15 protein-coding genes are annotated in these 18,352 nt (G+C 54.6%); 12 read left to right on the top strand and 3 right to left on the bottom strand.

The window, feature by feature from the left end:
- Positions 1–29: 29 nt before the first annotated feature.
- Both MLE19_RS17005 and MLE19_RS17000 read left to right on the top strand, forming a co-directional pair.
- On the top strand, positions 30–584 hold the full coding sequence (locus tag MLE19_RS17005) for a sigma-70 family RNA polymerase sigma factor (protein ID WP_240719396.1): 555 nt from the start codon (positions 30–32) through the stop codon (positions 582–584).
- Complete coding sequence (locus MLE19_RS17000; protein ID WP_240719320.1) at positions 581–1,315, top strand: anti-sigma factor; 735 nt, start codon at positions 581–583, stop codon at positions 1,313–1,315. The genes MLE19_RS17005 and MLE19_RS17000 overlap by 4 nt, the downstream gene beginning before the upstream one ends.
- A gap of 30 nt (positions 1,316–1,345) precedes the next feature.
- Here MLE19_RS17000 and trkA read toward each other — a convergent pair whose 3' ends face one another.
- On the bottom strand, positions 1,346–2,719 hold the full coding sequence (gene trkA / locus MLE19_RS16995; RefSeq protein ID WP_240719319.1) for a Trk system potassium transporter TrkA: 1,374 nt from the start codon (positions 2,717–2,719) through the stop codon (positions 1,346–1,348).
- A 206-nt stretch (positions 2,720–2,925) separates the two neighbouring features.
- On the opposite strand from trkA, the gene kdpF reads away from it, so the two are divergent.
- The 6 genes from kdpF to MLE19_RS16970 are packed head-to-tail and all read left to right on the top strand — an operon-like array spanning position 2,926 to position 10,828.
- Positions 2,926–3,006 (top strand): K(+)-transporting ATPase subunit F, encoded by an 81-nt coding sequence (gene kdpF, locus MLE19_RS23230; RefSeq protein WP_425356816.1) that lies wholly within the window; start codon positions 2,926–2,928, stop codon positions 3,004–3,006.
- Positions 3,007–3,015: 9 nt separating this feature from the next.
- Positions 3,016–4,707 carry a potassium-transporting ATPase subunit KdpA gene (kdpA, locus tag MLE19_RS16990; RefSeq protein ID WP_240719318.1) on the top strand — a complete coding sequence of 564 codons (1,692 nt, stop codon included), beginning with the start codon at positions 3,016–3,018 and terminating at the stop codon, positions 4,705–4,707.
- 10 nt (positions 4,708–4,717) lie between these two features.
- Positions 4,718–6,754: a potassium-transporting ATPase subunit KdpB gene (kdpB, locus tag MLE19_RS16985; RefSeq protein WP_240719317.1), complete on the top strand. Its 2,037-nt coding sequence runs from the start codon at positions 4,718–4,720 to the stop codon at positions 6,752–6,754.
- A gap of 10 nt (positions 6,755–6,764) precedes the next feature.
- On the top strand, positions 6,765–7,424 hold the full coding sequence (gene kdpC / locus MLE19_RS16980; RefSeq protein ID WP_240719316.1) for a potassium-transporting ATPase subunit KdpC: 660 nt from the start codon (positions 6,765–6,767) through the stop codon (positions 7,422–7,424).
- Between the two features lie 4 nt (positions 7,425–7,428).
- Positions 7,429–10,116, top strand: a complete 2,688-nt coding sequence (locus MLE19_RS16975) for a sensor histidine kinase (protein WP_240719315.1) — start codon at positions 7,429–7,431, stop codon at positions 10,114–10,116.
- Positions 10,106–10,828, top strand: a complete 723-nt coding sequence (locus MLE19_RS16970; RefSeq protein ID WP_240719314.1) for a response regulator — start codon at positions 10,106–10,108, stop codon at positions 10,826–10,828. The genes MLE19_RS16975 and MLE19_RS16970 overlap by 11 nt, the downstream gene beginning before the upstream one ends.
- Here the strand turns inward: MLE19_RS16970 and MLE19_RS16965 are convergent.
- The gene (locus tag MLE19_RS16965) at positions 10,825–12,315 is read right to left on the bottom strand and encodes a TrkH family potassium uptake protein (protein ID WP_240719313.1); all 1,491 of its coding nucleotides are present in this window, start codon (positions 12,313–12,315) and stop codon (positions 10,825–10,827) included. The two genes, MLE19_RS16970 and MLE19_RS16965, sit on opposite strands and share 4 nt — an antisense overlap.
- Before the next feature lie 289 nt (positions 12,316–12,604).
- On the opposite strand from MLE19_RS16965, the gene zwf reads away from it, so the two are divergent.
- From zwf to MLE19_RS16945, 4 genes are all read left to right on the top strand, one after another.
- Positions 12,605–14,110, top strand: a complete 1,506-nt coding sequence (gene zwf / locus MLE19_RS16960; protein ID WP_240719312.1) for a glucose-6-phosphate dehydrogenase — start codon at positions 12,605–12,607, stop codon at positions 14,108–14,110.
- A gap of 1 nt (position 14,111) precedes the next feature.
- On the top strand, positions 14,112–14,777 hold the full coding sequence (gene pgl / locus MLE19_RS16955; protein WP_240719311.1) for a 6-phosphogluconolactonase: 666 nt from the start codon (positions 14,112–14,114) through the stop codon (positions 14,775–14,777).
- Between the two features lie 39 nt (positions 14,778–14,816).
- Positions 14,817–15,479 carry a bifunctional 4-hydroxy-2-oxoglutarate aldolase/2-dehydro-3-deoxy-phosphogluconate aldolase gene (locus tag MLE19_RS16950; RefSeq protein WP_240719310.1) on the top strand — a complete coding sequence of 221 codons (663 nt, stop codon included), beginning with the start codon at positions 14,817–14,819 and terminating at the stop codon, positions 15,477–15,479.
- Positions 15,480–15,741: 262 nt separating this feature from the next.
- Positions 15,742–17,337: a solute:sodium symporter family transporter gene (locus MLE19_RS16945; protein ID WP_240719309.1), complete on the top strand. Its 1,596-nt coding sequence runs from the start codon at positions 15,742–15,744 to the stop codon at positions 17,335–17,337.
- A gap of 107 nt (positions 17,338–17,444) precedes the next feature.
- On the opposite strand, the gene MLE19_RS16940 is transcribed toward MLE19_RS16945, so the two are convergent.
- Positions 17,445–18,341, bottom strand: coding sequence for an SMP-30/gluconolactonase/LRE family protein (locus MLE19_RS16940; RefSeq protein ID WP_240719308.1), 897 nt, complete (start codon positions 18,339–18,341; stop codon positions 17,445–17,447).
- Between the last annotated feature and the right edge of the window lie 11 nt (positions 18,342–18,352).

The raw sequence follows: 18,352 nt of genomic DNA, 5'->3' as shown, positions 1-18,352 counted from the left end.
CGTCACCAGGGAGCTAGGGTTTGACTGACGTGTCTTCAGAATTCGATCATGCTGCCGTACTGGCGAAATGTGCCCGTGGCGAGCATGACGCTTTGCACCAACTCTATGTCCACGAAGGTGCCAAGCTGTTAGGTGTGGTATTACGAATCGTCAAAGATCGGGGTATGGCGGAAGATATTGTTCACGATGCCTGCCTAAATATTTGGCAACGCGCCGGTAGTTTCGACCCTGATAAAGGGTCAGCGCGAGCATGGATATATAGTGTCGCGCGTCACTTGGCATTAAACGCTATTCGTTACCGTAACCGTGAAATTACCTTCGATAGCAACGACCCCACCGAATTAGATCAGGACGAACATTTCCAGCACGCTGATGTTGCCGACGACGCCTTTGATTGGCAGACCGGCCAGCAGATGGATAGCTGTTTAAAGCAACTTGAGCCCGAGCGGCGTAACTGTGTACTTCACGCCTATGTCGATGGCCTCAGTCACGCGGAAATCGCTGCCCATACTGGGGCACCTCTCGGTACCGTTAAAGCCTGGATAAAACGCAGTTTACTGCGCTTACGGGAGTGTATGGCATGACCCGCCCTAATGATCACGAACGCGAAGATGACCATGCCTTGGCGGGTGAATACGTGCTAGGCACACTGTCGTTAGAGCAGCGCAAAGCGCTGGAAGCTCGGTTACCCAATGAACCTGAACTGCAAAAAGCCGTGATGGCCTGGGAGGAGCGCTTTTTACCTTATACCGCTATCACCACCCCTGTCACACCTTCCGATTATTTATGGCCACGTATTGAGCGCAGCTTGAAGGCACGAGAAGTGTCCGCTCAACGTACGGGTTCTGCTGTTGTGCCCCCAAAGCCTCGGCGCATGCTACACAGCTTGCCCCTTTGGCGTGGCGCTGCCGGATTTGGCTTGGCGGCGGCGTTAGTCATGGGCGTGATGTTGGCGAACGAAGTAACCGAACCGACGACCCCCGAGTACATGGTAGTTCTGCTTGCCCCGCAAACACAGTCAGCGGGCTGGGTAGTTCAGGCATCGTCGCGGCAGGAAATAGAGCTGATCCCGCTGGGTACGTTCGAAGTGCCTGAAGGGAAGGCGCTAGAGTTCTGGACCAAAGCGGATGAGTGGCAGGCCCCGGTATCACTGGGGTTAGTGGAGCCAGGCCAACCGATACGGATGCGCTTAGACCAGTTGCCGCCGCTTGAAGATAACCAGCTGTTTGAGCTAACGCTGGAAGACGAAACCGGTTCGGCCACCGGTTTGCCCACCGGCCCCATTGAGTTTATTGGTCGCGCTGTCGAGATTTAATCACTCTAAAAGCGCCTGTTAAAAGTGTCTTTAAAAGAACGATAAGCCGACTTGGAACAGGCGCTCCACATCGCGAATGCGGCGTTTGTCGACCACAAACAGAATCACGTGGTCGCCGCTTTCCACTTTCACATCGCCATGGGCGATGATGACCTCTTTTCCACGCACAATCGCGCCGATCGTGGTGCCTTCCGGTAGATCGATCTCACGTATGGTGCGGCCGACCACTTTAGAAGACTGTTTATCGCCATGGGCAATGGCTTCAATCGCTTCGGCGGCGCCCCGGCGCAGCGAGTGGACGTTGACGATGTCGCCGCGTCGCACGTGGGTGAGCAGGCTGCCGATGGTCGCCTGCTGGGGCGAAATGGCGATATCGATCTCGCCACCCTGTACCAAATCCACATAAGCGGCGTTGTTGATCAGCGTTAGTACCTTCTTGGCCCCTAAACGCTTGGCCAGCAGCGACGACATGATATTGACCTCGTCGTCGTTGGTCAGCGCGCAGAAAATATCGCACTCTTCGATGTTCTCCTCTTCCAGCAGCCGCTTGCTGGTGGCGCTGCCGTGAAGCACCACGGTGCGATCCAAGCGCTCAGAAAGCGTGGTGCAGCGCTCCAGGTTGTGCTCGATGATTTTGACCTGATGGCTGTGTTCCAGATGCTCGGCGAGTCGCTCGCCGATATTGCCACCCCCGGCAATCACCACCCGACGAAAATCCCGCTCGACCCGACGCAGTTCGCTCATCACCGCGCGAATATCCCGCCTTGCAGCGAGAAAGAAGACCTCATCATCAGCTTCAATCACCGTATCGCCGCGGGGAATAATCGGTCGGTTGCGGCGGTAGATCGCTGCTACGCGGGTATCCACATTGGGCATATGGCGGCGCAGAAAGGCTAAATCCTGCCCCACCAGTGGGCCGCCGTAGAACGCTTTCACCGCCACCAGCTGTACTAGGCCACCGGCAAACTCCAATACCTGTAGCGCACCGGGGTGCTCGATCAGGCGGCGCACGTGGTCGGTGACTACCTGCTCGGGGCTGATGAGTACATCAATGGGAATCGCTTCGTGGGCGAACAGCCCCTTACGGGTTAAATACGCCGTAGCGCGCACCCGGGCAATTTTGGTCGGGGTACGAAACAGCGTATGGGCCACCTGGCAGGCGATCATATTAATTTCATCGCTGCTGGTCACGGCGATCAGCATATCGGCGTCTTCGCAGCCTGCCTGGCGCAGCACAATGGGGTAGGAGCCCGCCCCGGTCACAGTGCGGATATCGAGCTTGGTATGCAGGTCGCGCAGTTTTTTGGCATCGGTATCAACGACAGTGATGTCGTTCTCCTCGCGGGCGAGGTGTTCTGCCAAGGTGCCGCCGACTTGGCCAGCGCCGAGAATGATGATCTTCATTAATGACACAGCCGTGTTGGCGTAAAGGTAGCTCGATGTTCGCTCATTCAAGGGGAAGCTGTCGAGAGGGCGTCGGCTTGTATCTGCTCTGAACCTGATTTAAGGCCATATTTTTACGACTTTTTAACGCTTATGGCCGTAATCAGCATCGAATTTTTACGCGCTATCTCATTAAGCTCGAAGTGTCCATAAAAAGAGGCACTTCCATGAATATCGTACTGTTGATTATCGCCACGGTAACGGCTGGGTACCTGTTTTACGCCCTACTGTGCCCCGAGCGTTTTTAGGAGATCGTGATGAACGATATGGTCGCTATTTACGCGTTAGTCGCTCTGTTATGTATTCCCCTCGGTCTCTACATGGCCAAAGCACTTAGTGTCCATCCGGGCCAAATAGACACCATCTTTGGGGTGATCGAGAAGCCCATTTATCGCTTAGCGGGCATCAATAGCCAACAAACCATGACGTGGCAAGCCTACGCGGTGGCTATTTTGAAACTGCATGTCGGTTTAGTGCTGTTGGCTTGGTTCGTCTTCATGTTTCAGGGTGTTTTGCCCTTAAACCCTGATGGTATTCCAGGAATGCGCTGGGATACAGCGCTGCATACGGCCGTATCGTTTGCGACCAATACCAATCAGCAGCACTACTCAGGCCAAGCGCAGCTTTCACATTTAAGCCAAACTTTCGCCATCGTGACGCTGCAGTTTCTAACCCCTGCCACAGGGCTGGCGGTGTTGATTGCGATCGCCAGAACGCTTTTGATGGCTAAGCCTCGCGGTCTGATAAAAGGCGTAGGCAATTACTATCATGACCTGACACGCACGGTGGTACGTGTGCTACTCCCGCTAGCTGCCGTGGTGGCACTGCTGCTGACATGGCAAGGCGTGCCGGCCAGTTATCAGGCTGCGCATCAGATAGACATGCTGGATCCACAGGTGGAAGAAGTGCAGTCCATACCCGTTGGGCCAGTGGCCTCCATGGTGGCGATTAAGCAATTAGGGACGAACGGTGGCGGCTGGTATGGCCCCAACTCAAGTGTGCCACTTGAAAATCCAACACCGCTGGCGAACGTGATTGAAACCGCCTCGCTAACGCTGATCCCCATCGCATTGTTAATCGCCATCGCCGTGATGACCGGGCGGCGCCGGTTAATGGTGGGCATTGGCTGCGTGATGCTGGCGTTCTCGCTGGTCTCCACATCGCTGGTGGTCTATTCAGAGCGCATGCCAAACCCTGCGTTCGCCGAGCTTGCCCAGACTGCCGGTAATTTAGAGGGTAAGGAGCTGCGTTTTGGCACCGATCTTTCTGCACTGTGGGGGAGCTGGACAACCCAAACATCCAACGGCTCAGTCAATGCCATGCACGATAGCTTTAACCCCTTGGGGGGCATGGTTTTATTGATGGATATGTTTGTCAATGTAACGTTTGGCGGCATTGGCGTGGGATTGATCGGCTTCTTTCTGTATCTCATGTTGGCGGCCTTTGTCGGCTCATTGATGGTGGGTAGGGCGCCTGAACTGCTCGGTAAACCGCTTGAAACGCGCGAGATACGCTGGATTTCACTCGCCATTCTTGCCCAGCCGCTAATCATTTTGGGACTGTCCGCGCTGACGGTGGCGCTGCCAAGTGCCGCGCAAATCTCAAACCCTGGTTTTCACGGCTTATCCCAAGTGCTTTACGAGTTTACCTCGGCCTTTGCCAACAATGGCTCCGGCTTCGAAGGGCTTGGCGATGGCACCTTGTGGTGGAATCTAACCTGTGTAGTGGCCCTGTTGATTGGTCGGTTTTTACCCATGCTGGTGCCGCTAGCCGTGGCTGGATGGCTAGCCGTTAAGCGCACAGCACCGACGGGTCGCGGCACGCTGCCAGTCGATAGCCCAGCCTTTATGGGCTTAACCGCAGGCGTCATTGTGATTGTTAACTTACTCGGCTTTTTACCGGTGCTGGTGCTTGGCCCTATTGCAGAAGCCGTCGTGCAAGGTTTCTAGGAGAAACGAGATGTCATATACAGAAGGTGCTAAACAGCCGCGGCAGTCGCTCTCTTTCAGCCAGGTAGCGGTGGGGGCAATAAAAGGGCTGACACCGCGGCAATTGGCGCGTAACCCAGTTATGGCGGTGGTGGCCATTGGCACCGTGGTGTGCTTTGGGCTCACGCCTATCGCCTTTGCCCAAGGTGAAAATGGCGGTTTTGCGCTGACCATCGCTTTGCTGTTGCTTGCCACCGTGCTGTTTGCAACCGGGGCAGAGTCATTGGCAGAGTCACGTGGTAAGGCACATGCAGGTGCGCTGCGCCAAACCAAGGGGCAGTTAAAAGCCGTTAAGCTCAACGCCCATGGCGGCACCAGCAGTGTGACGGCCGACTCACTGCGCAAGGGGGATCGGGTAAAGGTCGTTGCGGGTGAGCTCATCCCGGCAGATGGCGAAATTGTGGAAGGTGCGGCCTCGATCAACGAGTCGGCGGTGACTGGTGAATCTGCTCCCGTATTGCGTGAAGCAGGCACCGATAATAGCGGCGTAAGCGCTGGCACCAAGGTGCTCTCAGACCAACTGATTATTGAGGTCAGTGCCAACCCAGGCGAGTCGCTGTTGGATAGGATGATAGCGCTGGTTGAAGGAGCCAGTCGTCAGAAAACGCCCACTGAGCTGGCTCTTTCGGTGCTGCTGGCGATGCTAACGTTGGTATTTCTGATAGTCGTGGTCACGCTGGTGCCCATGGCGGCCTTTGTGGGCGTCGAAACCTCACCGATTATGCTGGTGGCGCTGTTGGTATGCTTGATCCCCACCACCATTGGCGGCTTGTTACCGGCCATTGGAATTGCGGGCATGGAGCGTGCCATGCGCGCTAATTTGGTCGCTAAATCAGGCAAAGCCGTCGAAATTGCGGGCAGTATCGATACCTTACTGCTGGATAAAACCGGCACTATCACGCTGGGTGATCGGCGCGCTACCGAATTCGCTAATTGTTCGCAGGCGTCAAAGCAGCGAGTGCGTGACGTGGCGTTTCTTGCCTCACTCGACGACCCCACGCCAGAAGGCCGCTCAATTATTGTGTCGGCAAAGGAGCAGGGCGTTGATCCCCAGCTTAGTGAAGAAGCGGAGGGGGCCACTTTCAAAGCCTTTAGCGCTGAAACACGGCTATCGGGCGTCAATCTCACTAACGGAAGACAGCTCAGAAAAGGCGCCCCAAACGCCATTGCCGATTGGGTAAAAGCCCAGGGAGGCGAGATACCCGGCGACTATAACCAAGTGATAGAGCGAATCTCCCGGGATGGCGCAACGCCTATTGCAGTAGCAGAAGATAGGCATGTGTTGGGTGTAATAGCGCTGTCTGATGTGATTAAAAGCGGTATTGCAGAGAAGTTTGCCGAGCTGCGTGCCATGGGTATCAAAACCGTGATGATCACGGGTGATAACCCGATTACCGCCGCTGCCATTGCCGCGTCCGCTGGGGTAGATGACTACATTGCTGAAGCTACACCTGAACGAAAGTTGGCATTAATTCGTGAAGAGCAGGCTAGCGGTCGCCTGGTCGCTATGGTAGGTGATGGCACCAACGATGCACCGGCACTGGCCCAGGCCGACCTTGGCCTAGCAATGAACTCGGGCACCCAGGCCGCCCGCGAAGCGGCCAATATGGTCGACCTGGACTCTGATCCCGGCAAGCTAATCAGCGCGGTTGAAATTGGTAAGCAGCTACTGATAACGCGTGGCGCGCTGACAACGTTCTCTCTCGCTAACGATGTGGCTAAGTACTTCGTGATATTGCCGGCGCTATTCGCGGCCAGTTTCCCAGCGCTAGGCGTGCTGGATGTCATGAACCTACATTCGCCGACGACGGCGGTGCTAGCAGCAGTGCTGTTCAATGCATTGATTATTCCTGCCTTGATTCCCTTCGCTCTGCGCGGTGTGTCGGTGAAAGCGGCATCAGCGACGGAACTGCTACGCCGTAATCTGCTGATCTACGGTCTTGGCGGCCTACTTTTACCGTTCCCTGCCATCAAGCTGTTCGACATGCTCATTGCACTGTTCATTTAGGAGAGATCTCATGAATATGCCACATCAAATAACGGACCAGGACGAAGAGCTCCATGAGCAAGAGCTGCAAAATAAGGCCTCTTGGAGCAGCGCGCTTCGCTTTATGGCGGTGATGGCAATACTGCTAGGATTGGTATATCCCTTTGTTACCACCAGCCTAGGCGGCTGGCTATTTCCCGACCAGGCCCAGGGCAGTTTAATCCGGGACACGTCAGGGCAGGTCGTGGGTTCACGCCTAGTGTCACAAACCTTTGTCCGCGACGAGTACTTTATTGGCCGCCCGTCAGCGGCGGGTAACGATGCGGGCGGCGTCTCAGGTTCAAATCTAGCCCCCAGTAACCAAGCGCTCCGCGAGCGTGTCCAAACAGAGGCGACTGCCATCGCCCAGCGGGAAGGAGTGAGCGTTGAGCAAATTCCGATTGATTTAATCGCCGCCTCTGGATCAGGAATTGACCCTCATATCTCATTGCCAGCCGCTGAATTACAGGTCGCCAGGGTAGCGCAGGCGCGTGAAATCGACGAAGCTAGCGTCACTGAGCTGATCAACCAAGCGCTTGAAAACACGGGCTGGCTGGGGTCGCCCGTGGTCAACGTATTGCGGTTGAATGTGAGTTTGGATGAGCGTTTTCCAGCAGCCACAACCACGTCGTCCGTCACCCCTGTGGAGTAGCTAAATGTATTCAGCGGATCAACGCCCCGATCCCAATGCATTGCTAACAGCCGCGCGCCGAGAGGCGCGCGGCTGTTTGCGTGTATTTTTAGGTGCCGCTCCTGGCGTAGGCAAAACCTACACCATGCTGCGCACTGCCCGTGAGCGCGCCGAAGAGGGTGATGATATTGTGATTGGCGTGGTGGAGTCCCATGGCCGCGAGGACACAGAGGCGCTCTGCGAAGGGCTAGCGCGCTTACCGTTAGCACCTATCGAACATCACGCCCGTACCTTTTATGAATTTGATCTCGACGCCGCGCTGGAGCGCCGCCCCAGCATTCTATTGGTGGATGAACTGGCTCATCGCAATATTCCGGGTAGCCGTCATCCTCGCCGTTATCAGGATATTGAAGAGCTTTTAGACGCAGGCATTGATGTTTGGACAACGGTTAATATTCAGCACCTTGAAAGTCTCAATGACGACGTAGCGCGGATCACCGGTATTCGAATGCGGGAAACCGTACCCGATGCGTTGCTGTCACGCGCCCGCGATATCTCATTAGTGGATTTAACCCCAGAAGAACTATTGGAGAGGCTAAGGCGCGGCAAAGTGTATATTCCCGAGCAGGCTCGGGCTGCCATGGAAGGGTACTTCAACGAATCGAACTTGAACGCACTGCGTGAGCTGGCCATCCAGACCATGGCGGAGCGCGTTGATGCCGACGTTAAAGTGGCGATGAGCGCTGGCGGTAAAGAGGGCCCATGGCCAGTAAGGCCACATTTACTGGTGGTGTTAGACGGCAGTGAAGACGATTTAACCCTGATCCGTTCGGCTCATCGCATGGCGGAGCGTCGCTTGGCGGTTTGGCGAGCGGTATACGTTGATAAAGGCAGCGCATCCACTGAACATCAACTGGCCATTGAGCATGCCTTTAGCTTAGTCGCTAGGCTAGGCGGTGAAGCCTTTCGTCTTCAAGGGCATAGCCAACTGGCTGAAATCCTCAACTATGCCCGTTCAATCAATGCAACAACGATTGTGGTGGGCAGGCAGGCCCATCGCTGCTGGCGCCTTTGGTCGCGTTCGCTGGCTCAGCGTCTTGTTTCGCATGCGGATGCATTTGATGTGGTTGTGGTAGCGCAAACGGGGGCAAAGCGCCGTTTGCATAAGCGTTTACCGCCTTTATCACTATCGCTACCGCGAATACTGGTAAGCGGCATGGCGCTTGTCGCTGCGCTTGCCGTCGCGCACTTGTTAGAACCCTGGCTTGAGCTGGCTAACCTGTCGCTGGTGTTTCTATCGGCCGTGCTGTTTAGCGCGGTATGGGCAGGCACGACCATGGCCATGTTAAGCGCAGTCGTAGGCTTCCTGATCTTTAATTTCTTTTTCACCGAGCCTCGGTTGACGTTGGCCATGGTAGAGCAGGGGCAACTGCTCACGGTGGTGTTCTTCTTTCTGGTGGCCCTGGTGGTCGGCCAGTTAGCCGGGCGAGGAAGGCAGCGGTTAGTCGCGTTACGCGCCAGCCGGGACCAAACGCAGCTGTTGCTGCGCTACGCTGAACAGCTATCCACGGCGACCGACAGTGCGAAGGTGGCAAAAATTGGCGTTGATACACTGGCGCGCTGCTTGGCGGTACCCATCGCTTTTATGGACTCGGCAGAAAGCGCCAGTGACGTACGCATCGAGTACGTTTGGCCTGAGTCAGAACGATTGGATATGCAGGCAAAACAAGCGGCGGTCTGGAGCTGGCAACACGAAAAAGCGAGCGGCCACGGTACACAGACCCTGAGCAAGCAAGCCTGGCGTTTACTACCTTTAACGGTGCAGGGACAAAAAGTTGGCATGCTGGCGCTAAAACTCTCAGCCAGCCCGACAATGCTTACCCAGGAGAGTGAGTCATTAATTGATACGCTTACTCGGCAACTGAGTATGGCGCTGGAGAGAACGCGTTTAGTGTCAGAATTAAACGCTACCCGCGTCTCTGAGGAGAATGAACGGTTGCGTTCCGCGCTGCTCTCTTCGGTATCTCATGATCTGCGCACACCGCTATCGTCGATCATCGGTGCTGCCAGCTCACTGATTGAGCTTAAACCGCAGTTAAATGATGACGATCAGCGTGAGCTGTTGGACGGCATTTTATCGGAGGGCGAACGCCTCAATCGCTACATCCAAAACCTGCTTGATATGACGCGCTTGGGACACGGTACGCTGAAAATTGAACGTGACTGGGTGTCGTTCGATGATGTCATTAATTCTGCCATTAAGCGTCTGGGTCAGTCGCTTAAGCACGTGGTGGTTCGCAAGCAATGGCCATCATCGTTACCGCTTTTATATGTGCACCCTGCGCTGGTGGAGCAAGCTATCGTCAACGTGCTGGATAATGCACAGCGATTCTCTCCACCCGGCGGAGAGCTATTGATAAAAGCGTACACAGCACAGCAAGAAGGACACTCAGTGATGGTCATTAGCATCACCGACCAAGGCCCTGGCATACCGGCCGAACTGCGGGAGCAGGTCTTCGATATGTTTTACAGCGGCGGCGATGGCGATCGTAGTGCTCATGGTAGTGGCTTAGGTCTCGCTATTTGCCGTGGCATGATTGGCGCGCACGGTGGTTCTATCAAGGCCGATATCGGCGAGAACGGCCATGGCACCTCCATTATCATTACACTGCCTTTGTTGGGCGCTGAAACCCGAGGAATAGATGAAGAGTGAGAGCAGCGGGCGAATCCTAATCGTAGACGACGAGCTACAAATACGGCGTTTTCTGCGCATCAGCTTAGCGTCTCAGGGGTATGAGGTCATCGAAGCAGAGAATGGAGAGCAAGCCCTAGCGGCGGTGTATACCCAAGCGCCTGACGTTGTGTTGTTAGATCTGGGGTTGCCCGACCAGGATGGTCAGCAGGTGCTGAGCGCCATTCGCGAACACAGCGCGGTGCCGGTAATCGTGGTCTCCGTGCGAGAGCGGGAGGAAGAGAAGGTCCTAGCGCTTGATAACGGCGCAAATGACTATGTCACCAAGCCTTTCGGCATTCAGGAGATGCTCGCCCGCGTACGAGCCGTGCTGCGTCGTTCTCAGCAGGCAAGAGGGGAGACGAGCTCAAACTACTACATCAGTAAAGAGCTCGTTATCGACTTAGCGTTGCGCCGCGTCACACTTCGTAATGAAGAAGTTCACTTGACTCGTAAAGAGTACGCCGTCGTCGAGCGTCTCTGCCGTTATGCCGGTCGGGTAATGACGCAAACGCAGTTACTAAAAGAAGTGTGGGGGCCCACGCACGTCAATGACACCCACTATTTACGTATCGTCGTTAGCCGCTTAAGACAAAAGCTGGGGGACGACCCGCAAACACCTGCGTTGTTACAAACTGAGGCAGGTGTTGGGTATCGTTTATTGGTCGAGGCTGCCACGAATCCAGGCGTTTAACGTCGCCAGAACATCGGGGTCAGCAGCACCACCACGGTGAGTATCTCTAAACGGCCCATCAGCATGCCGATACACAACAGCCACTTTGCAGCATCCGGCAGGGAGGCAAAGTTACCCGCTGGGCCAATAATATCGCCAAGCCCCGGCCCCACATTGGTGACCGCCGTAGCAGCACCGGAAAGCGCCGTGACTAAATCCAATCCTAGCGCTGAAAGGCCCAGCGCTAGGGCGGCAATGGTGATAAAGAAAAAGAATGAGAACGCCACCACGCTGCGTGAAATATCGCTAGTGACGGGCTGTTCGTTATAGCGGGTGGTAAACACGCCATTGGCATGGATTAGATAGCGCAACTGATTGAGCAGCATTAAGGTAGCAATCTGGAATCGAAAAATTTTCATCCCCCCACTGGTCGAACCGCTGCAGCCGCCTATAAAAGTCAGATAGAAAAAGGCAACAACCGGCAGTGCTCCCCACTGAGTGTAATCATCAGAAGCGTAACCGGTGGTGGTCACCACTGAAATGACGTTAAAAGTGACGTGGGTAAGCGACTCAAACCAGTGGTCCCCTTGAATGACCCGCCAAGCACTGAGTACCAAAATTGCAGCCAACAGCAGTTTTAAAAGGCCACGTACCTGCTGGTCTTTCCATAGCGCATCGCGTGATGTGCGTAAAAATCGGATATAAAGCACAAACGGTAGAGCGCCGCTCAGCATAAAAAAACTGGCCATCCAGAGTAACCATGGTTGCTCGCTATAAGCGCCAAAAGAGGCATCGGAATTGGCAAAGCCGCCGGTAGAGAGCGAGGTCATGCCGTGGACGGTGGCATCCAGCAGCGTCATACCACCGAACCAATAACTACAAATCGCAACGAGGGTCAGGCTGACATAAATCGTTAGCGTCGCCTTAGCGATACCGCCCGTGCGGGGCATCACTTTATCCGACCAGTCAGAAGACTCTGTATGAAACAGCCGCATGCCGCCGACTTTAAGGAACGGCAGGATCGCAATGCCCATGACGATAATGCCGATGCCGCCCATCCACTGCATCAATCCTCGCCATAGTTTTAAGCCGTCGGAAAAGTGCTCAATGCCCACCAGGATGGTAGAGCCCGTAGTGGTAATCGCCGAGACTGATTCAAATACCGCATTGGTAAACGTTAGCTGGGGAGCGCCAAGTATTAGCGGCAGGCTGGCAAAACCGCTAATGGTGACCCAGCTGGCAGCGGTAAGAATAAACATCTGCCACGGTTTGAGTTCCAGCGAGGCTCGGTAGGTCAGTAGCCACGTGATGGCGGCAGCACTAAGCACTATCAGCACAGAAACGCCAAAAGCGGGCGCATCTGGGTCATTCTCAATGAGCAGTACCATTAGCGGCACCAGCATGAACAGCGCTAGCACCACCCAGAGGACAGACATGATTTTAAAAACAGGCGCCCAGTGTCGATACACATCCCTACTGCGATGAAACCACGGTGTAAAAGGTGTCATATACCCAGCTCGCAATTTAGTATTCTTAAGCATGCGCTAAGAGAACATGCCCTTCCATAAAAAGTCTGTAAAAAAGCCAGCCGTTTAAAGAATTATTCGTGTGAAGACGCGACTACCACTAGTCAAATTCATGCTTTAGAGGGGTAGAGTGGGTATCTCAGGCGGCTGATAGACACGTGCCGCATATTTTGTAGTAAAATTACACGAATTGTTGCGTATAATGCCCTCAATACGGTAAATTTTAGGTAATCTAACTACATTAGATACCTAATTATAAATAGGAGCAAAGATGAGCCAGTCCAATGCTTCCCAAAGTGCACCGCTGGGCGATCCCAACCATGCTATCGATTTAGCACTGTTTGGGGCGCTGGGTGATCTTGCCATGCGTAAGCTGTTTCCTGCCCTATACCATCTTGATCGTGAAGGCTTGATGCCTGAAAGCACGCGCATTATGGGACTGGCTCGCCAAGAGCACGATGTGGCGTCATTTCGGAAAATGGTCAACGAGGCGCTGCAAAAGCGACTAAAAAGCAGCGAGCAAGATAAGCAAAGCCTTGAGCGCTTCCTTGCTCGCTTGGATTACTTAAAGCTCGATTTCTCCAGTGTCGATGGTTATGACGCTATTCGTGAGTGGCGCAAAGGCTCCCCTCGTCCAATGGTGGTGTACCTCTCCGTGGGCGCGCGTATTTACGGCGATATTTGCCGCCATCTTCAAGCCAGTAAAAGCCTGGACGATGAGTGCCGTGTGGTGGTTGAAAAACCCATCGGTTACGACCTGGACTCTTCGGTTGAAATTAACGACGCCATTGGCGAGGTATTTCCCGAGTCGCGGATTTACCGTATCGACCACTATTTAGGTAAAGAGACCGTCCAGAACCTGATCGCACTGCGTTTTGCCAATCCGCTATTTGGCACCCAGTGGAACCAGAACAATATCTCCCATGTGGAGATTACGGTTGCTGAAAAAGTCGGCATAGAAGGGCGCTGGGGCTACTTCGATGAAGCAGGACAGTTGCGCGATATGGTGCAAAACCATTTGCTGCAGTTGCTGTGTTTGATCGCTATGGACCCGCCTTCCAATCTGGATGCCGATGCGATTCGCGATGAAAAGGTGAAAGTGCTTAAAGCCCTCAAGCCCTTTGTGGGCGAAGCGCTCGGCCGGGATGTGGTGCGCGGTCAATATATCGCTGGCAATAGCGACGGCCAGTCTGTGCCTGGGTATTTGGAAGAAGAGGGGGCCAACACGCAAAGCCAGACTGAAACCTTCGTGGCCATGAAAACCGAGGTGTCTAACTGGCGTTGGGCGGGGGTGCCGTTCTACCTGCGCACCGGCAAACGGATGCCGGAGAAGCTCTCACAGATCGTCATTCACTTCCGCCAGCAGCCGCACTATATCTTCGATCCGGATCAGCGTGGTATTGCCTCCAATAAGCTGATTATCCGCCTGCAGCCGGAAGAGGGCATCGCCCTGCAAGTGTTGACCAAAGATAGTGGCTTGGATAAAGGCATGCGCCTGCGCCCCGGGCCGCTGCATTTGGACTTCAACAGTGCTTTCCCCAAATCGCGGATTCCCGACGCCTACGAGCGTCTGCTGCTGGAAGTGATGAAAGGGCAGCAGTATCTATTCGTTCGGCGCGATGAGATCGAACACGCCTGGCGCTGGTGCGACCAACTGATTGACGGCTGGAAAAAGCGCGACACGCCACCGCGCCGCTACCCGGCGGGCTCATGGGGCCCAGTCGCCTCTATCGCCATGATTACCCAAGATGGCCGCAGCTGGTACGAGGATTATTAATATGAGCCAAGCACGCCAACAGCTGGCTGAGCAGCTTGCCGAAGCGGTTTTTCAGGCGCTGCACGAAGACCTAAACCGCCAAGAGCGCGTACTGCTCGTGGTTTCAGGCGGCTCTACGCCGGTGCCTTTTTTTAAGGCGCTGGCAGCCAAATCGCTGCCCTGGGAACGCATTGATGTAACGCTTGCCGACGAGCGCTGGGTGGATGAGCAGAGCAGTGATAGCAATGCCAAGTTGGTACGTGAGCATCTTTTGCAGGGCGAAGCAGCGGCGGCCACTTTTATACCGTTAACATGCCGTGCAGCGACACCTGAAGAGGGCGTAGATGAAGTGGCCAAGCAAGTGGAGTCACTAGCGTGGCCCGCTAGCGTTGTGATTTTGGGAATGGGCGGGGATGGTCACACGGCATCACTGTTTCCCGATAGTCCCGAACTCACCTTGGCGCTAGCAACAGATGAACCGTTGGTCGCTGTACGCACGCCTAGCCAGTCACAGCCGCGCATTACCTTCTCAGCGGATCGCTTACATCAAGCGCGCCGTCATTTTCTACATATCACTGGCGATGATAAACGCGCCGTATTGGCCAAGGCACTAAACGGGGATGATGTGCGTCAACTGCCGATTCGTGCCTTTTTAACCTGCCCATTGGCAATTTACTGGGCGCCTTAAGGCCTTCGCTAATAATAAGTTGCTTGGAGACTCACGAATATGACTATCGATAAACAGTTACCGTCCACGCGCACCGCCGAGCTTGATAGCATCTGCTTAAAAGCTGAAGTGATTCCCGTCATCACTATTGAGCGCTTGGAAGATGCCGTCCCGCTGGGCCGAGCTTTAGTCGAAGGCGGCCTAACCGTACTGGAAATTACCCTGCGTACCGATTGTGCCCTGGATGCCATCAAGCGCATGAAGGCAGCGTTACCAGGTGCGAGTATCGGGGTAGGCACGGTGCTAACGCCGGCTCAGTACCGCCAAGCAGAGCAGGTTGGAGCAGATTTTGTTGTGACGCCAGGGGCGACAGATGCGCTTTATCGCTATGGCGTTGAAAGCCCGGTACCGATGTTGCCGGGGGTTTCGACGATTTCTGAACTCATGACTGGCTGGCAGTATGGCTATCGCCGCTTTAAGTTCTTCCCCGCAGAATCTAGCGGCGGTGCCAAAGCGATCAAAGCGTTTGGTGCGCCGATCCCAGAAGCGCGTTTCTGTCCCACCGGCGGCATTACCGTGGATAACGCTGAAACCTACCTCTCACTGCCGAACGTGATGTGTGTTGGCGGTTCCTGGTTGACGCCTAAAGCGATGGTGGAAGCGGAAGATTGGGATGGTATACGTGAACTTGCCCGCCAAGCGGCTGAGCGTTTTCATCATTAAGTAAACCGCAGCTGCTCACCTCTAGAGCAGCGCTGGTAATAGCCCTGGTTTATGTTTTTAAACGCAATGTTTAAGAACAGAGCCGGGGCTTTTTTGTAGGCATGCTGTATCCTCTTGGCGCTTCGAAGAAGTGTATAAGACCAAAGATGTATAACGGGACTATATTCAGCTCATCTAAAATGACTGAATAATATGTCTGACATTTTAATCCGCGCATACCTTAACGTGCGTGCCACTTTTAATGATGATGAGGTGAGTCAATATGCACGCGTTGACCCTGGCGTCCTTCCTGTTCTTTACAGGACTTGTCGCCTTTATCACTTGGCGTATCACCCGCCGAGATGACCACTCAAGCACCAGCGGCTACTTTTTGGCTGGGCGCACGCTAACCTTCCCGCTGATTGCTGGCTCACTGCTGATGACCAATCTCTCTACCGAGCAAATGGTAGGGCTGAACGGGGCTGCTTTTGCCGATGGTTTAAGTGTGATGGCCTGGGAAGTGGTGGCAGTTATTGCGCTGGTAGCGCTGGCGCTTTTTTTCCTGCCGCGTTTTCTGAAAAGCGGCATCGCCACTTTACCGCAGTTACTCGAAATACGGTTCGATAAAACGACGCAGCTAATCACCAATATCATCTTCTTAATTGCCTACGCGGTGATTTTGCTGCCGATTATCCTCTATTCAGGCGCTATAGGGTTGCAGGGAATGCTCGACCTGCCGGGCTTAACTGGCATTGAGTCTTCCACTACGCTGCTATGGTTGACGGTATGGATCGTCGGCATTATTGGTGCGGTGTACGCGCTGTTTGGCGGGCTGCGCACGGTTGCGGTTTCGGACACGCTTAATGGTGTCGGGCTTTTGATTGGCGGTTTCGTGATCGTCTACTTCGGCCTGCAGGCGGTGAGTGGTGGCAGCGGTATTTTGGAAGGTTGGAGCATCCTTAAAGAGAGCGACCCGGATAAACTGAATTCGATTGGCGGCGCTGATCAGCAGGTGCCGTTCTTTACCCTGTTTACCGGCGTTTTCCTGATTAATCTCTTCTATTGGAGCACCAACCAACAGATTATTCAGCGTACCTTTGCGGCCAAAAACCTGGCTGAAGGCCAGAAGGGCGTGCTGCTGACCGGTCTGTTTAAACTGCTGGGCCCGCTGTATCTGGTGCTGCCGGGGATCATTGCTTACCATCTTTATGCCGATCAAGGCGTGCGTGCCGATGAAGCCTACGGTCACTTGGTGTTTAACGTACTGCCGCCGTATCTCACCGGGTTTTTCGCTGCAGTGATGGTCGGTGCGATCCTATCGTCGTTTAACTCGGCGCTGAACAGCACCACTACTATTTTCAGTCTGGGCATTTATAAAGGCGTGTTGAACAAGGACGCGACCGAAATGCAGGTGGTCAAGTCAGGCAAGATCTTTGGCTGGATTATGGCCATCATCACCATGATCATCGCGCCGCTGCTGGCTGGCCAGGAGAGCCTGTTTGGCTACCTGCAGAAAATGAACGCGATCTACTTCATTCCCATTCTTGCCGTGGTGCTGGTGGGCCTGCTGACCAAGCGTGTTCCGCCAATGGCAGCGAAAATAGCCCTGATTGGCGGCTGCTTATTAATTGCAGCAGGCTACTTTGTGCCACCGTTTACACTACTGCCGCAAATCATGCACGAGTTCCACTTCGTGGCGCTGGTGTTTGCGTTGCTGGTTGTCGTGATGCTGATTATCGGCAAGGTGCGCCCACGTGAGACTGACTGGGTACAAGAGCACAGCGGTGATGTCGATCTAACGCCGTGGAAGGGTGCCGTGCCCGCCGGTATCGTGCTGGTAGTACTGGTTATCGTTATGTATATAAGCTTCGCTGGGTGATTGCTACCCTTGGTCGTTAAGAGGTGAAGCCGTAACAGCGTAATAGAAGAGGCCCCGCTAGTATCCGCTAGCGGGGCCTTTTGTTACTTACATGATTGGTGAGAGTGCTAAACCAAGCGTAGCGGCAGTTCGGCTAGCCCTTTAACACCGGTTTCGACGACATACAGCGAGCCTGCGCTGGGCTCCTGAGCTAGCTGCTCATCACTAAACCCCTCTTGCGCCGTGGTGATATACAGCATTTCAAGATCGGCCCCTGCAAATGCCGGGCAGGAGGGCTGGCTAACCGGTAATTCAATAAGACCAATCACATGGCCATCTTGATTTAGACGGGCCACCTGGCCCGCTCCCCAGAGTGCTAACCAGATGCAGCCTTCGCTATCGACGACGGCGCCATCGGGGTTACCTAATGTCGTGGAGAAATCTGCCCAGGACTGCGGCTCACCTTGAGGCCAGCCTTCGCTATCGAGCGTCCAGCGCATTACCACGCCGGTGGCGGTATCGGTAAACCATGCAAACTCGCCATCTTCAGAAAAGCAGATGGCATTGGGAATGGTCAGGCCTGAGAGCAAAAGTGTGAGCTTGCCGCGATGCAGGCGGTAAAGGCTGCCAGCGCCTTTTTCGGCTTTTTTACCCATGGTGGAGAGCCAAAGACTGCCATGGCGATCAATGCGGGCGTCATTGCTACGGGTTACTGGGTTGTCGGTTTCGAAATCACAGAACCTTTCAACAGCGGCATTGACAGGATCGAAGCGGCTTAGGCGGTCTTCACCGACGAGTAGCAGGCCGCCCCCGTCAAGCGGTGCGGCCAGCGATACCATATGGTCAAGTTGATGATGGCCGCTTTCTCCCGTGGCGGGGGCTAGCCAGTGCAGTTGCTTTTCAAGAATATCGCACCAGTAAAGGCGCTGATGGTTGGCATCCCATTGCGGGCCTTCACCTAAGGTGCAGCGGCAATCGACCGCTAACTCGGCCTGCCAAGTTGAAACTTTTATCTCTGTCGTCATTTACGTTGTTC

It is taken from the genome of Vreelandella neptunia (assembly GCF_022489065.1).
GTDB classification, from domain to species: domain Bacteria; phylum Pseudomonadota; class Gammaproteobacteria; order Pseudomonadales; family Halomonadaceae; genus Vreelandella; species Vreelandella neptunia_A.
The sequence above is the reverse complement of the archived record's forward strand: the minus strand, read 5'-3'. Positions and strand labels throughout refer to the sequence as shown.

What these genes read in the sequence shown, in the direction of transcription:
- MLE19_RS17000 (WP_240719320.1), top strand. Translation starts at nt 581, where the DNA reads ATGACCCGCCCTAATGATCACGAACGCGAAGATGACCATGCCTTGGCG.
- trkA (WP_240719319.1), bottom strand. Translation starts at nt 2,719, where the DNA reads ATGAAGATCATCATTCTCGGCGCTGGCCAAGTCGGCGGCACCTTGGCA.
- kdpF (WP_425356816.1), top strand. Translation starts at nt 2,926, where the DNA reads ATGAATATCGTACTGTTGATTATCGCCACGGTAACGGCTGGGTACCTG.
- kdpA (WP_240719318.1), top strand. Translation starts at nt 3,016, where the DNA reads ATGAACGATATGGTCGCTATTTACGCGTTAGTCGCTCTGTTATGTATT.
- kdpB (WP_240719317.1), top strand. Translation starts at nt 4,718, where the DNA reads ATGTCATATACAGAAGGTGCTAAACAGCCGCGGCAGTCGCTCTCTTTC.
- kdpC (WP_240719316.1), top strand. Translation starts at nt 6,765, where the DNA reads ATGAATATGCCACATCAAATAACGGACCAGGACGAAGAGCTCCATGAG.
- MLE19_RS16975 (WP_240719315.1), top strand. Translation starts at nt 7,429, where the DNA reads ATGTATTCAGCGGATCAACGCCCCGATCCCAATGCATTGCTAACAGCC.
- MLE19_RS16970 (WP_240719314.1), top strand. Translation starts at nt 10,106, where the DNA reads ATGAAGAGTGAGAGCAGCGGGCGAATCCTAATCGTAGACGACGAGCTA.
- MLE19_RS16965 (WP_240719313.1), bottom strand. Translation starts at nt 12,315, where the DNA reads ATGACACCTTTTACACCGTGGTTTCATCGCAGTAGGGATGTGTATCGA.
- zwf (WP_240719312.1), top strand. Translation starts at nt 12,605, where the DNA reads ATGAGCCAGTCCAATGCTTCCCAAAGTGCACCGCTGGGCGATCCCAAC.
- pgl (WP_240719311.1), top strand. Translation starts at nt 14,112, where the DNA reads ATGAGCCAAGCACGCCAACAGCTGGCTGAGCAGCTTGCCGAAGCGGTT.
- MLE19_RS16950 (WP_240719310.1), top strand. Translation starts at nt 14,817, where the DNA reads ATGACTATCGATAAACAGTTACCGTCCACGCGCACCGCCGAGCTTGAT.
- MLE19_RS16945 (WP_240719309.1), top strand. Translation starts at nt 15,742, where the DNA reads ATGCACGCGTTGACCCTGGCGTCCTTCCTGTTCTTTACAGGACTTGTC.
- MLE19_RS16940 (WP_240719308.1), bottom strand. Translation starts at nt 18,341, where the DNA reads ATGACGACAGAGATAAAAGTTTCAACTTGGCAGGCCGAGTTAGCGGTC.